The 13830-nt window shown below is 36.4% G+C and carries 15 protein-coding genes; 3 read left to right on the top strand and 12 right to left on the bottom strand.

Annotated features, from left to right (window positions below):
• Positions 1-285 precede the first annotated feature (285 nt).
• The 3 genes from ABIL69_05160 (at position 286) to ABIL69_05150 (ending at position 2498) form a co-directional block, all read left to right on the top strand.
• A complete protein-coding gene (locus tag ABIL69_05160; protein ID MEO0123376.1) occupies positions 286-1335 on the top strand; it encodes an IS110 family transposase in 1050 nt (349 codons plus the stop codon).
• A gap of 261 nt (positions 1336-1596) precedes the next feature.
• Positions 1597-2238 carry a hypothetical protein gene (locus ABIL69_05155; GenBank protein MEO0123375.1) on the top strand — a complete coding sequence of 214 codons (642 nt, stop codon included), beginning with the start codon at positions 1597-1599 and terminating at the stop codon, positions 2236-2238.
• Between the two features lie 74 nt (positions 2239-2312).
• Positions 2313-2498: a hypothetical protein gene (locus ABIL69_05150; protein MEO0123374.1), complete on the top strand. Its 186-nt coding sequence runs from the start codon at positions 2313-2315 to the stop codon at positions 2496-2498.
• Positions 2499-2628: 130 nt separating this feature from the next.
• Here the strand turns inward: ABIL69_05150 and ABIL69_05145 are convergent, their stop codons facing one another.
• The 12 genes from ABIL69_05145 to ABIL69_05090 form a co-directional block, all read right to left on the bottom strand.
• On the bottom strand, positions 2629-4263 hold the full coding sequence (locus tag ABIL69_05145; protein MEO0123373.1) for an ABC transporter ATP-binding protein: 1635 nt from the start codon (positions 4261-4263) through the stop codon (positions 2629-2631).
• A gap of 142 nt (positions 4264-4405) precedes the next feature.
• Positions 4406-5284, bottom strand: coding sequence for a hypothetical protein (locus ABIL69_05140; protein MEO0123372.1), 879 nt, complete (start codon positions 5282-5284; stop codon positions 4406-4408).
• A gap of 217 nt (positions 5285-5501) precedes the next feature.
• Positions 5502-5639: a hypothetical protein gene (locus ABIL69_05135; GenBank protein MEO0123371.1), complete on the bottom strand. Its 138-nt coding sequence runs from the start codon at positions 5637-5639 to the stop codon at positions 5502-5504.
• A gap of 33 nt (positions 5640-5672) precedes the next feature.
• Positions 5673-7250: a radical SAM protein gene (locus ABIL69_05130; GenBank protein ID MEO0123370.1), complete on the bottom strand. Its 1578-nt coding sequence runs from the start codon at positions 7248-7250 to the stop codon at positions 5673-5675.
• Entirely contained in the window at positions 7148-8254 is a 1107-nt protein-coding gene (locus ABIL69_05125; protein MEO0123369.1) for an efflux RND transporter periplasmic adaptor subunit, read from the bottom strand. The genes ABIL69_05130 and ABIL69_05125 overlap by 103 nt, the downstream gene beginning before the upstream one ends.
• A 472-nt stretch (positions 8255-8726) precedes the next feature.
• Positions 8727-10001 (bottom strand): ATP-binding protein, encoded by a 1275-nt coding sequence (locus ABIL69_05120; GenBank protein MEO0123368.1) that lies wholly within the window; start codon positions 9999-10001, stop codon positions 8727-8729.
• A 97-nt stretch (positions 10002-10098) separates the two neighbouring features.
• Complete coding sequence (locus ABIL69_05115) at positions 10099-11592, bottom strand: B12-binding domain-containing radical SAM protein (protein MEO0123367.1); 1494 nt, start codon at positions 11590-11592, stop codon at positions 10099-10101.
• Positions 11592-12197 (bottom strand): 4Fe-4S binding protein, encoded by a 606-nt coding sequence (locus tag ABIL69_05110; GenBank protein ID MEO0123366.1) that lies wholly within the window; start codon positions 12195-12197, stop codon positions 11592-11594. Before ABIL69_05110 ends, ABIL69_05115 begins: the two co-directional genes overlap by 1 nt.
• Positions 12194-12373: a hypothetical protein gene (locus ABIL69_05105; protein MEO0123365.1), complete on the bottom strand. Its 180-nt coding sequence runs from the start codon at positions 12371-12373 to the stop codon at positions 12194-12196. Before ABIL69_05105 ends, ABIL69_05110 begins: the two co-directional genes overlap by 4 nt.
• 2 nt (positions 12374-12375) lie before the next feature.
• Complete coding sequence (mnhG, locus tag ABIL69_05100; protein ID MEO0123364.1) at positions 12376-12735, bottom strand: monovalent cation/H(+) antiporter subunit G; 360 nt, start codon at positions 12733-12735, stop codon at positions 12376-12378.
• On the bottom strand, positions 12728-12982 hold the full coding sequence (locus ABIL69_05095; protein MEO0123363.1) for a monovalent cation/H+ antiporter complex subunit F: 255 nt from the start codon (positions 12980-12982) through the stop codon (positions 12728-12730). Before ABIL69_05095 ends, mnhG begins: the two co-directional genes overlap by 8 nt.
• A 240-nt stretch (positions 12983-13222) precedes the next feature.
• Entirely contained in the window at positions 13223-13708 is a 486-nt protein-coding gene (locus ABIL69_05090; GenBank protein ID MEO0123362.1) for a Na+/H+ antiporter subunit E, read from the bottom strand.
• Positions 13709-13830 lie beyond the last annotated feature (122 nt).

Here is a 13830-nt window from a genome sequence, read left to right as displayed (position 1 = left end):
GACTTTTTTGCAATAATTGGGAATAATAAACTATAAGATTGTTGTATGATAGTGTGGAAGTTAGTGGTTCTGCTTTTCCATAGACCCGACCGGGTCTAAATACCCGGGGAGTCATTTCCGTACTCCTTTACGGAACCGGAAAAGGCAAAACATAAAAATCACACTTAAATATAATTAAAAAATTTTGTTTGTCAACCATGCGATTTGAATCAAAGGATATAATGAAATATTGGAATTAATTATTAATGGAATATAATTGCAGAAGATTAGAAAAGGGAGGTTTTTATGACATATTATCTTGGTGTGGATGCACATAAAAAATACTCTGTGGTAGCGGTGGCAACTGAAGATGGCACGTTCAAAACTATTGTGCGAATAGCAAATACCGTAGAGGAGGTGCATAAGCTCTTTACGTCTTTGGAAAACAATTCTACTTATCAGGTGGTTTTAGAAGCAGGAAGAAATTGGGGCGTGGTGTATGATTTATTTGAAAGCATGCCCCAGGTGGAGAAAGTACTCTTAGCCAATCCTGTTAAGGTTAAAGCAATTGCCCATGCTCACCTTAAAACCGATACCGTTGATGCAAAGACACTGGCTCATTTATTAAGGGTTAATTATATCCCTGAGGTCTACGTCCCAGCCAAAGAAATCAGAGTGAAAAAATACTTGCTTAGACATCGCACTTTCCTGGTCAATACTTCAACCCGGATTAAAAACCGTATTCATATTCTCCTTGAGCGCAATCATATCCCCTTACCCTCGGTTACTGATTTATTTGGGAGATTAGGCAGAAGATTTCTTGAGTCCGTGGTTCTGCCCGGTGAAGAATCTTTGCTCCTCAAACAGCATCTTCAACTCCTCCAATATGTCGAATCCTTATTAAAGGACTTGCGCGAAGTAATAAAAGACGATTTATTCCAGGATGAACGAGTAAGACTTTTACAGACCATACCTGGGATTGGTGAGGTCTTCGCCCCGTTGATTGCCCTGGAAATTGACGATATTAATCGCTTTAAAAGCTATCGCCATTTCTGGAGTTACTGTGGTTTAGTCCCTTCAATCTATGCCTCTGGTGGACGGATTTATCATGGCCATTTAATCAAGGGTTGCAATAAATGGTTGAAGTGGGCGTTTATTGAGGCCGTTTATCCGGCGACAAGGTCTTCACCTTATTTAGGTTTCTATTATGAGAAAAAGAGTCGTTTAAAAGGCAAGGCCACCGCGGCGATAGCGACAGCGCGAAAATTAGCGATGTTTGCTTATTGGGTTTTACGAACAAAAAAAGAGTACCAAGAGCCCCAGGAAACCTCACATTATTTTAGTCAATTTCACTGACTCGGTCAAAGGTTAGGACCTGGGACTCCGAGGTAATACAATATGCTTTAAAGCACCGAAAGAAGATTGAGTATGGAAATATCCAGTTAATAACCGTTTAATGGAGAAAATAAAATGTAAGTGTTATTAGGTGTTATATTGACAATATTTCAAAGAAAATAATCTTACCGAAATGGGGTTATTTAATCAAAATAAATTATCTTACTCAGGTACTTGAAAACATAGGGACTCCCAAGTATATATTTCCTGAAAGGAGCCCCTATGATCGCAATAGATATTCCGGAGGAAGTATACACCATGAAAGCCAAAAGGTCAATAATTAAATCAAATGCCTTGCTTTATCGCAAGGCGTCAAAAAAGCAGAAAAAAGAAATCCTTGATGACCTCGTAAAGGCCCTCCATTTGCACAGAAAATACATCACTACACTTCTTAATCATACCGGCAAGGTCTATTATACCCCCCAAGGTGTAAAACTCGTGGGTGACCCAACTATTACCTTTGTCCATAAACGTGGCCGAAAAAAGAAATACACCCAGGAATTATTACCCTATCTCAAAGCCCTGTGGGTATTGTCTCATTATCGCTCCAGCATCCATCTCAAAGCCTTTATTACCATCAATCAAGACTGGCTCTTTAATGGTATCGCACAAACATATCTTGATACATTTCCTGAAGAAGAACGGTATGATTTACAGCCATTAAAACATATTCCCGAATCAATTAAAGACCTTTTAAAGACCATCAGTTCGGCAACGATTGAGCGGTTATTAAAACCAATCAAAGACCAGTATCGTATAGCCCGGCGGTATCGTCCCCATCCGCATGCCTCGGTTTTGAAGAAGAAAATTCCGGTGGAGCCGCATTTTGAGAAGCCAAAGGTCGGGTTAGGAATGTGGAGTTGAATTCAGAACGGCACAGAATAACGATGGTTTGGGCAGGACAGTGGAAAGTCAGAATTTTACTTTGGTGCGTTCGTATGTTGGTTATTGTCGTTATGATACGGATGCTTTTAAAAGAGTTGATGCCGTTGATTTCCACCTTGCATAATTATTTTATTCCCAAGATGATGCTGCAGAAGAAGGTGCGGGTTGGGGGCAAGGTTTATAAGACCTATGATATTGATACGCCATACAATCGGGCTTTGAATTGTCCGAGTGCATAGAAAGAGATATGATCACAGGAGTAAAGAGCATGATTAATTCAATTCTAAAACTATACTCTTATTCGCCTGAGAATCTAAATTTAATTTGGGTAAGATTTTATTTTGATGAAAGACGCCCCCCCAGATGTTGTCACTGATTTTTTGATAAATTTTTTGGTGTTAGCGCTTCAATCTGAGATTCAAATAGATGTCGGTAACATTCACAGTTTTCTAATAAATAATCATGGTTTCCTTTAGCAACAATTTTGCCTTTATCTAACACAAATATCATATCGGCTTCTAATATGGTGGCAAGCCTATGAGCTACTAAAATAATGATACGTCCGCGCTTTAAATTCTTCAAAGATTTCTGGATGAGATTTTCTGAAAATGAATCAATTTGGGAAGTTCCTTCATCAATAATCAAAATTTTTGGATTCTTTATGATTGCGCGTGCTAATGCAATCCTTTGTTTTTCACCGCCCGATAGTTTAGCACCTTTTTCGCCAACTATCGTTTCATAACGATAGGGAAGATTGTTAATAAAATCATGGGCGTAAGCCAATCTCGCTGATTCTACTATTTCTTTATCAGAGGCATCAGGTTTTCCCATCTTTATGTTCTCTTTGATTGTAGTGCTAAACAAGAACGGTTCCTGTGGAACCAAACTTATCATCCTCCTTAAAGCTCGTTTGTCAATTCTTCTTAATTCCGTGTTATTTAGAAAGATTTTCCCTTTATATGAATCGTATAATCCTAACAACAAATTTATTATAGTTGTCTTCCCTGTACCACTCTCCCCCACCAGTGCAGTAATTTCATTTTCATTAAAAACTAAATTTATCTGTTTTAATATTTCCTTCTTTGAATCATAGGCAAACGTAACATTATAATATCGCACTTTCTTTACCACGGGAGGTGCTAATCCACATTGATATTCACCAGAAACAGGGGTATCTAAAACATGATAAATTCTTTTAATTATAGCAATTGATTGTTGAATCCTTGTATTTGTATATATGAGAGATTGGATATTCGAAAAAATCATATTTAGATACGCAATCACAACATAGACCGTTCCCACAGATGTTCTGCCGTGCATAATTTGAATTCCAAGGATGTATATCACAGCTAATGTGCTCAAGGCAGTTATCAAAGAAGTTGTATCATAGATAGCTGCCCTTAGATATTCTTTTACTATTGACCTTTTAATTAAAGCTTTTAAATCTTTAATTATTCTTAATTTAAAAAAGTTTTCAAGACCATGCGATTTGATAAAATAAACGGAAGAGAAAACTTCCTGATATTTATTCCCCATGGTTGCTTGTGCTTCTTGTACTTCATTAGTTACTCGTCTTATTCTTCTAAGAAATAAAAATGTCATCAAAACATAAATAGGAATTAAAATAATCATAGCAAGAGCTAAGATTTCACTAATTGCAAATGTTATGGAAATGATAGCGATAATGGTAAAGAAAGGGGTAGCAATATTAGTAAATATATCAGTAAATATGTTGCCCAATGATTCTGTGTCTGATATTATTCGGGTACTTAAGTATCCTGATTCCTTATCTCTGAAAAAAGAAATTGGCAATAGTTGAATATGCTTAAACAAACCCAATAGTATAAAAAATTTGATTTTCTGTTTTGTTTTTTCAATCCAAAAGTCTTGAAGCAAAAGGAGAATATAAGATATGGCTACATTTAGGAAATACAGAAAGGCAACGCCCTTCAACAATGTAAAATTTTTGCACACGAAAACATCATCAATCAAGAATAGAATCAACAGTGGTCTAACGGTCCTTAAGCCCGTAGATAATAAAGTGGCACATAGAATTGTAATTCCTACTTTCCAATGAGGTAAGATAAAAGAGCGTATAAATCTTAGTTCAACTCCGAAGTCTGATTTGTTATCCAATCTCTACTTCCTACTTCGTTAACCACAATAACCATTCGTCATTAATTTCATTCAGCGCCTTTCCATAGATTTCGTGTAACGCTGCAACAAGGCTGTCCCAACTTTTTGCTCCTTTGTATAATGCCACAAAAGACTTAATGCCATAATTTGTAATCAAGAATTTAACAAAAGAAGCAGCCTCAAAATAGGCAATGTCTTCAGGAATACTACGAAATTTCCACATAAGAGTATCAAGAGGAGCTAATTGATTTTTCAATCTCAATTCGTCTATAATACTATCTAGCTTCTGTGGTTCCCATATAAACGTATAGTAAGTAGCAACTCCTTCCACCAAAAAGTCCATGGAAACATCAACAATCGCATATGTAATTGCGTGAACTATTTCATGATAACTCAGCGCGGGAGCAATTATTGTTTTTGTTTTCCCGGGGAAACAAGTACCACCTGCACTACTTAGTTTACCCTGGAGCAAGCCTGCTTCCTCTTTGTCTTTGCATAGATAGTAATCGATTCGTTCGTGCTGTACTCCCAGTTCCTGTGTTACATCTTCATAAAAATTATCAATGTCGGTTATCATACTATCAGATACAATTTGCCTGCTATAGATATTAAAGTATTTTGACCGAAATAATTTCCAATCTTTTGTAAAGAATTTCCAATTTACAATAACTATCTTACCATTCTCATCGGCAAAATAGACAATCCTTTCCATTACTTTTTGCTTACCATCTTTTGTATAAGCGGAAACTAAAACTCTATAATATGAAGTAGAATTGTATGATTTCTTTTCAACACCATCCACAACAATTTTGAGATTAGAAAGGATTTTACACCATTTGTCAAAAGTAGTAGAATCCGATGGTGTATCATGTTTTGAATAAAACTGCAAGTATTTAGCGTAATTATGCGTGTATGCCGTATTGAAGTATTCGCGGCATGCTTCTTCTATTTGCACTAACTTGCTTTTTTCACTATTAATGTGGGGAAAGCAAGTTAAGAGGCATAGAAAAATGACAAGCTTAGGATACTTTATTAGAACAACATGATTCATATTAAACTCCTTTCTTCGTATAAGGGCGGAAAGAACCCTGCAGAGATGCGATTATTTATGGAATGTAGACATAAAGGCCATCGCACTCAACAGTTGCCCCAAAGTTTAATTCTGGGCAACAGGTACAAGGCGATGGTGGTTCAGTCGTATGAGGCACGCTTGGTCCTCGATTAAGAAGCCTTATGTGTGCCATATCTATCACCTCCTTTCAACCGCACTGTTGTCTTTAAGTACCCTCAGCAGAAGTTCTCTCCGCCCGGTATTTAGCAAGTCTCTTATTTAAATATTCGTACCCAACTAAGTCAACCAAATAAGCATAAGCAAACAAATTTATTTCAAGAACTCTTTGGGCGAAATTACAGACAATTTCTGAAATTGGTTTATAATCATCCAATAGATCCCCGGCATGACATCCGCCCCCACATATATTTCTCGCCCAACACACATTACAAATTTTTCTCCGGTTACTAATAATCTGGTGATATTTCGACTGACAATTTCTGCTGAATCCTTGATTCAAATTCCCCATGAGGTAATTTTGAAGTCCAATAAACACGCCGCAAGGATATATTTCGCCATTTGGCGAAATAGCAACTTGGTATTGTCCCATTCCACAGCCCAAGGGTTTTCTTAATCTAAAATGTAAGTTTGCAATATCTCTCATATTAGCAAAAGATATCTCGGGACGCTGCATAAAACACTCAACCATGTATTTACAGAAATTAAGGTAATTTTTAAGATAAATCTCTCCCATTGCGGTATTAGGATCAATTCCATATATCCGATAATCACAAAACGCATTTGGCGCGGCTTTACCAAACGAAAGTCTTCTTGCCCCAAGCTGAAAAAAATGTTCAGCTGTATTAATCATATCTAAATTATACCTTGTGATCGTCGTCCTTATTAATATCCTGTCTGGATCATAATGTTCTAATAATTTTTTGAGATTCTTTACTACTATGTCATATGAACCTATTCCGTTTTTGAATGGTCTACATCGATTCTGGACATCAGGTGGTCCATCTAAACTTAGATTCAGGTATATTTTATAATTCTTTATAAACTGCAGTATTTTATCATCAAGAACAGAACCGTTTGTAGAAAGAAGAAAAAGAATTTCTTTATTATACTTCTCTGCCATTTTCTTGCCGTATTCCACGGTGATCTTTATCGTCGGAAAGTTTAATAATGGTTCTCCACCCGTAAACGAAACTAAACAAATTTTTGCATCACCAGATTCGTGCATTAAAAAATCTATAGATTTAATGCCTATTTCGGGTGGCATGGGCGTGTGTCTTTTATAAAAAGCACCTTTGTCAGCAAGGCAATAAATGCAATTCAAATTGCAATCTTGTGACACAATCATCATTAATTGCGATATAGGTTGAGAAGCATTCACACTGGATAGATTATCTATTTTATCATCTTTGAGACTATCAAAAAAGCCTAATTTCAATAAAGCAGCGTACAGGTCACTAATTTCAGTCAAAGAATATTTTTCAATGGCTGTTTTTGGAGAAGTCAAAAATTCATACGCCATCTCATCTAACTGATATATTTCAAGTGTAGAAGATTTAAATGCTAAATTTTTGCTTTCAATTCTAAAAATATGAATTTCTCTCGGGTCGTAATGTATATTCGAATAAACTTCTGAAGCGTTGACAGAATTTTCATTGTCCATTGCCATTGTATCCTCCATCTTCAAAATTTTGAATGTACACCAAAAATCTTGGTAATTAACGGTACATCTGAATGAGTGCTGATTTTTGCCTTGCCTGACAGGTAAAGCTTTGAAATCAAGCAATCAGGGACATTCGTAACTGTTATTTTCATCCTTACCCAACCTCTGCCCCAGTCATCCGGATTTACAATTTCGTCTATTGCATCTACTGCACCATCAAGCCACGGATATTGCGGAAATGGATATGCGTTAAGAAAAATTTTAACCTTTGTTCCCCTCTTAACTTTAAAAACTTCGTTTTCGCTTATATGGCACGAAAAGTAAATGTTTTCTAAATTAAACAATTCAAGTAATTCATCCCCTTCATTAATTTTTTTTCCCACATCCAGTGCATTTTTTAGACAGCAAAAACCATCGATGGGTGAACAAACTACTGCTGCGGCTAACTTACTCTTTAAAGTAGATATTTCGTTTTGAATCACTTGTAACTCCCGCACTTTCTGCTTTATTAATCTCTTATATCGCTTATGTTGTATGACTACACTCTGGTTGTACACATTATATGTAGCGAGTTTAATCTTGTAGTCTCTCACTCTACTATCGTAATCTGATTTGCTTATTAGGTGTTTACTATAGAGAGTTTCTGCAATTATGTATTTTGAATATGCTTCATCGAGTTGATATTTTAACTGCTCTACACTAACATTCCCCCAAGATGATTCATAGAGACAATTTTGAAATAAATTCTTTTCACTAATAAGTAACTCAGATATCTCATCCTCAAGATTCTCACGTTTGAACAAGAGCGAATATAATTCATTTTCGATAGCTGTTTTATCAAAAATAACCAGTGTATCCCCAATTTTAACCTCCTGGCAATCCTTAACAAATATGTATTTTACAATCCCGTTTATTTTTGAATACACCTTGATTTTATTTTTAGCATCAATATATCCTAAGGCAACAATCTCCTGTTTCGTACTCAATTTTATAATTAACAAAATGTTAATCACAGCAAGCAAAAAGATGATAAATAGAATAAATATTGCGTTTCTGCTCATAATATACAAGTATCGACGAATCATCCTGAAGACCTGGGTTTTCAAAATGACGATTTCCTTTGGCATAGAATTTTTTCCTCTGTTTCATCTAAATCAATAGGTATGTATTCTGTTACTAGCCAGAGCAACTTCCCATTCTCTGATAAATGGCTGCATTCGTGCGAAGAATTTAACATAAATTGTTTGCGCAAAAAATATGATAACTCAAAAAAGCTGTATGGACTTATAAGGTAGGTAGGTAGGTAGGTAGTATTTACTAATTCCTATTAACAGCATAGTCTATTCTATTAACATAATGTTTTTTGTCAAGAGGAAAATGAATATGGGTAAAAAACCTGATTTTATGCGGGTTTGCACGATTTTGGTTCTTAAATTTGTAGTAAATTTTTGTAGCATAATTTCAAAAATTTTTAAAAGAAAGAAATTAATGTGGACAACTTCAAGAATAAAGTGTAACAAGAAGAATATTAAAGGCAACCATGTACAATACAATAAAACGGGAAAAGATTGAAGAACGCTAACGGATATAAAGAGATTGTTATGTTATTGATAAAATCTCATATGGTCGAATAAATTCAATCTGGGTAGAATTCAACATTATCTTTTCTTTCAAGGCGAGATTAATTACATACGCCTTTTTCACAGGATAGGTTTTTATGAAACTTTGAAGACCTCTCGTTATTGAAGGTTTGGACATTTCCTGTGCTTTGATCTCAAGTGGAATTATATTGCCATAATAATCCTTCAGTACAAAATCAACCTCAGCCTTTTCTTTTGTTCGCCAGAAGTATATTGCTCCATTCCATCTTTTTGAAAATTCAGAATAGCAAAAGTTTTCCAACAGAGAACCTCTGTCACGGTGATTTTCAAAGTTAGTAAAATCTTTCAGAGCAAAGTTTCTGAACCCAGTATCAACATAATACACCTTGGGCATCTTGGTTAATTCTTTTCTTAAATTTGTCGCATAAGGTCGTACCAGTGATAGAATAAATGTATTTTCCAAGATTGAAAGATAATTCTCAAGCGTCCGATAATTCATTTTTATCGTCGTGCAGATTTCATGGAAATTGGTCATTTGACCAATCTGGCCGGCGAGTAGTGTAACCAACCTGTTGAAGGCAAAAGGATTCTTTATCCTCATAAATCCTATAATATCACGCTCTATATAACTTGAATAAATTTCTTCCAGAAGTTTTATCTTTTGCTCTTTATTTTCTTCAAGAACTATCCTGGGATAGCCACCAAAAATAATAAAATTATAAAGATAAGAAAGAATATGATTGTGGTGATAAGATGAAATCTTATCACTAGTGGACAAAATTTTAAACAAGGTTGGGTCCTTATGTTTTAGAAATTCAAAGAAAGAAAAAGGATATACTCGGAATATTCTTTTTCTTCCAGCAAGCGATTCTGAAAACTTTGATTTCATTTCAAGTGAAGAAGAACCAGTAACTACAAATTTCACAGGTAGTGTCTGATCATATATTCCTTTCAAAAAAAGTCCAGGATTTTCTAATCTCTGCGCCTCGTCAATAAATAGGTATAAATTTTTGTGAATCTTTAATTCATCTTCCAAGTATTTCAGAAAATCTGTCTGGCTGCTAAATAGAGCAAGGTCAGTCATCAAATCCAAATTGAAAATCTTTATCTTCTGAGCGGGGATATTCTGTTTTTCTATCATATGTTCTTTCAGCTGAGATAAAATCGTAGTTTTCCCGGTCTGCCTCGGTCCGATAATTACAGTTATTTCTTTTTCTGAAAGACTACTAAGAATTGAAGGGAAAACATCCCTTTGGACGAGATTTTTATTCATACACTACAATTTTAGTCAGAATTTTATTGTTGTCAAGTACTTAATTTTTAGAATTACAGGAAATAAACCGGTATGGACATTTGAACGAGTTGATAGTCTAGCTTGTGAATTTGTTTCGGTTCTCACATACCCTGCGGAAGTGATAACCCTGGATTGATATTGTTACGGCAGTTGGAAATAAAGTCGGCCTTTTGACCAAGGTCCAGAAAAACAATCGCCAGAAATACAATCTCTCTTTGCCTACAATACCAAGATACCAGATAGACCTGAAAAATGCCTTGAGATGGATAAAGCGAAAATAAACAGGCCGCAATCTTGGTGGATTAAACTCTCTTAAAAATCTCTTTGCCCGTTCATAATATTGTTTTGGAGAATAAATACGGGAAAGAACATCTTTGTAGCCATTGATTAGTGTTTTGTAATCCATCTTCGGAACAAAATTTATTGAAAAATCAGTGTTGTCACCGCTTGTTTCTTTTAGCAACCTGCCTTCCGATTTTAGTCTTTGAAATAGTTTCGAACCCCTACCCGCATTGAGCAAACCCACCATTGCGGTGCTAATACCGGTGTTCTGGATAAACTCAGCAAGGCGTACAAAGATTGACTCTGGGTCATTATCAAAACCAAGAATAAATCCTGCCTGGACCTCAATCCCATGGCTTTGTATATTTTTTATGTTCTCAACCAGGTCTCTTCCCATATTACCTTTTTTGCCACATTCATTCAAACTTGCCTCGTTCGGAGTCTCAATGCCAATAAAAACAGTCTGAAAACCTGCTTTTACCATTAAATCCATAAGTTCATTATCATCAGAAAGGTTAATAGAACATTGAGTAGAAAATGTAAATGGATATCTTCTTTCTGACATCCACTTAATAATTGCAGGTAATACTTCTTCTTTTAATTTCTTCTTGTTACCGATAAAGTTGTCATCAACAAAGAAAACCGCATCCCGCCATCCCCAATTATATAGTGCATTGAGTTCATTTATGATTTGTTCCCTCGTTTTAGTTCTTGGTTTGTGTCCATTAAGTGCAGTGACACTACAAAACTCACAATCAAAAGGGCAACCCCGTGAATATTGAATAGACATAAGGCTATATTTTCTCTTATTAACAATTTTCCATAAAGGGATCGGGGTCTTTGTAATATCTGGAAAATCCTTCTGCTGATAGATATGTAATGGTTTGCCATTTCCCAAATCATTAATAAATTGTGGCATAATATCTTCAACTTCACCCAGAATAAGATGGTCAATATCATTAAAAGATTGATATTCTGTAGTAAATAAAGGACCACCTGCAACGGTTTTGACTCCCAATTTTTTACACCGCTCAATGAGTGCCTTGGCTGATTCTCGCTGTAATGCCATACCACTTATAAAGACATAGTCAGCCCATTTTATATGTTTGTCTTTCAATCTTGTGGTATTCATATCAATGAATCTCTTTTCCCAATCTTCAGGCAACATTGCGGCGACGGTTAACAAACCAAGCGGCGGTGATGCGGTTTTCTTAGAAATAAATTTTAATGCGTATTTAAATCCCCAGAAGGTTACCGGGAATTGTGGATAGACAAAAAGGATTTTCACTAATATCCCCAGACTTCCCGGAGATATACGGTTCTTCTACAGGATGGACACAAAAATCTTAAATGTTCACTACGGTATGGTGGTGGAGAAGGCATTTTGGGTATCGCCTCCTCACCGAATTCTTGTGATAATACCAAAAATAGATTGGGATTGGCATAGGCAAGTTCGCCAACCCGGCGTGCAATCCATAATAACTGCGCCCGGGTGGTGATCACCTCACCGCAGCGCTCACAAAGAATCAATTCCTTCTCAATCGCATTCTCATAACCTTCTTTTGTTATCTGCGCCAGGTCATATTCCTGGGTGTGATATATCCCTTCTTTTGTTGTGCAGTATGCTACACACTGACCACAATATATACAACGCTCCTGATAATGGATCTCCCGGCGCACTCTTTTGATTTTATCGTCAATCTGGGCACGGGCGTTTGCCGGGCATACCTCAACACAGGCACCGCATAAAATGCACTTGTCAAAATTAAATTCTATTTTACCACGAAATCTTTTTGCCGCTGGAGAAGGTTTAAACGGAAATTTACTTGTATAAGGACCTTTAAATATCGCCCTTATTGCCTCACCAAGTTCTCTTAATTTAGGTTTCCTCATTCTACCTCCAATAAAAGGCGGATAAAAGGCTCAAAAGGGCTAAAAATGGTGAAATGGCGACCAAGGGCTGAAAAGACAGCAAAAAATTTCAAATGGCTATACAACAATCTTATTTCCATTCTTGCCTTCTTTTTGCCTTTTTGTCCATTTAGCCTTATTAAGCCTTCTTCCGCCATCTTTAGCCTTTTATTTCTTTTTCTATCTGCTCTCCACCCAACTTCTCAGCACCGTATCTATCAATGATTGACTCTTTCCAGAGTTTTATTCCATAATGGAGCGACCCTTTCAGTATTGCATGGGCACCCACAGGATTGGTCAAAAGCAAGAATACACCACAGATTAACGCCTTTATACCCGTCTGGGAAAAGCCATAAAGCAAGAATATACCAATCATTAAACCGAATGAACCAAGGGTAACACATTTTGTAGAAGTCTGGAGACGATTGTAAATATCAGGGAATCGGACAAGTCCCACGGTTCCTAACAAATTAAACAAAATTCCAATCCAGATTATTATCCAGCCAATCGGGCTAATCATCTAAACTCCTTCTTTCCAGATACTTTGCAAGGGCAAGGGTGCCAATAAAACTGAACAAGGCGATGATGATTGCCAGATCCATTAGATAAGGCAGGTTATAGAAGATTGCAGTGAGGGCGGTAATATTTACAAATATCGTTCCCATAATATCCACACCCACGGCACGGTCCGGAATTGTCGGACCCTGCTGAATTCTATATAAACATAAGAACGCACTGAAGGTAAGAACTATAAACATCAGAATCATAATACACTCCTCATTGAATGCCAGATAAATCGAGCAAATGCACTTTTCTCTATAAATCCCAAATCCCAAGCACCAAATCCCAAACAAATCACGAATTTCAATAATCCAAATGAAATGTCGTTGTTTGTTGGTTGCGAAAAGCGATTCGTCTGTAGTTGGTCGTAACACGAAACCGCTTTTCTAAACCTTAGCGCATTTCGCAACCGTAAAACGCTTGAACATCTTTTCGGGTTTCGGGTGCTAATCAAATATCCTCCTCAAAAATCGCTCAAATGGTCGGGCAATAATCTTTGATGCATTCTCAATATCGGTTGCCTGAACATAAATCCAGTGGATGTAGAGATAATCTCCATCTATATCCACGGTCATCGTTCCTGGGGTAAGGGTAATTGAGTTCGCCAAAAATACTTTTCCGGTATCGGATTTCAGATTCGTCTTAATCTTAACAATACCTGGTTTCAATGGTCTCTGGGGATGGAGAGTTCGGTATGCTACATCAAGGTTTGCTTTGATCATATACCATATAAATACAGGAACATAAATTATCAACCAGAATAATCTATGCGGCTGGAGCAATTTTTGTGGCTTATCAGTAAAATAACCACCAAATAATATCGTTCCTAAAAGAACTACAATCACACCCGCAATAATATGGTCTAAATTAGTTGTCAAAGTTAATAAGAGCCATAGCCCAAAGCCAATTACAAAATAAATTACATATTTCATAGGAACCATCCTTTTTCAACCTTATTTACCCTTCTTAACCCTTCTTCACCCATCTTCCGTGGAAGCATCATACCTCCCTTCACCCTCACCCTGAAATGAATTCAGGGCAGGCTCTTAATCCT

The sequence above is a fragment of the candidate division WOR-3 bacterium genome (assembly GCA_039802005.1).
Classification (GTDB): Bacteria; Hydrothermota; Tepidihabitantia; order SM23-42; family JAOAFX01; genus JAOAFX01.
Note: the sequence above shows the minus strand (reverse complement) of the source record. Positions and strands in the feature narration are given on the sequence as shown.

Bases quoted from the DNA above. Each gene is read 5' to 3' on its own strand.
- ABIL69_05150 (MEO0123374.1), top strand. From the start codon at position 2,313: ATGTTGGTTATTGTCGTTATGATACGGATGCTTTTAAAAGAGTTGATG.
- ABIL69_05120 (MEO0123368.1), bottom strand. From the start codon at position 10,001: ATGAATAAAAATCTCGTCCAAAGGGATGTTTTCCCTTCAATTCTTAGT.
- ABIL69_05125 (MEO0123369.1), bottom strand. From the start codon at position 8,254: ATGCCAAAGGAAATCGTCATTTTGAAAACCCAGGTCTTCAGGATGATT.
- ABIL69_05105 (MEO0123365.1), bottom strand. From the start codon at position 12,373: ATGGCGGAAGAAGGCTTAATAAGGCTAAATGGACAAAAAGGCAAAAAG.
- mnhG (MEO0123364.1), bottom strand. From the start codon at position 12,735: ATGATTAGCCCGATTGGCTGGATAATAATCTGGATTGGAATTTTGTTT.
- ABIL69_05110 (MEO0123366.1), bottom strand. From the start codon at position 12,197: ATGAGGAAACCTAAATTAAGAGAACTTGGTGAGGCAATAAGGGCGATA.
- ABIL69_05135 (MEO0123371.1), bottom strand. From the start codon at position 5,639: ATGGCACACATAAGGCTTCTTAATCGAGGACCAAGCGTGCCTCATACG.
- ABIL69_05095 (MEO0123363.1), bottom strand. From the start codon at position 12,982: ATGATTCTGATGTTTATAGTTCTTACCTTCAGTGCGTTCTTATGTTTA.
- ABIL69_05155 (MEO0123375.1), top strand. From the start codon at position 1,597: ATGATCGCAATAGATATTCCGGAGGAAGTATACACCATGAAAGCCAAA.
- ABIL69_05160 (MEO0123376.1), top strand. From the start codon at position 286: ATGACATATTATCTTGGTGTGGATGCACATAAAAAATACTCTGTGGTA.
- ABIL69_05090 (MEO0123362.1), bottom strand. From the start codon at position 13,708: ATGAAATATGTAATTTATTTTGTAATTGGCTTTGGGCTATGGCTCTTA.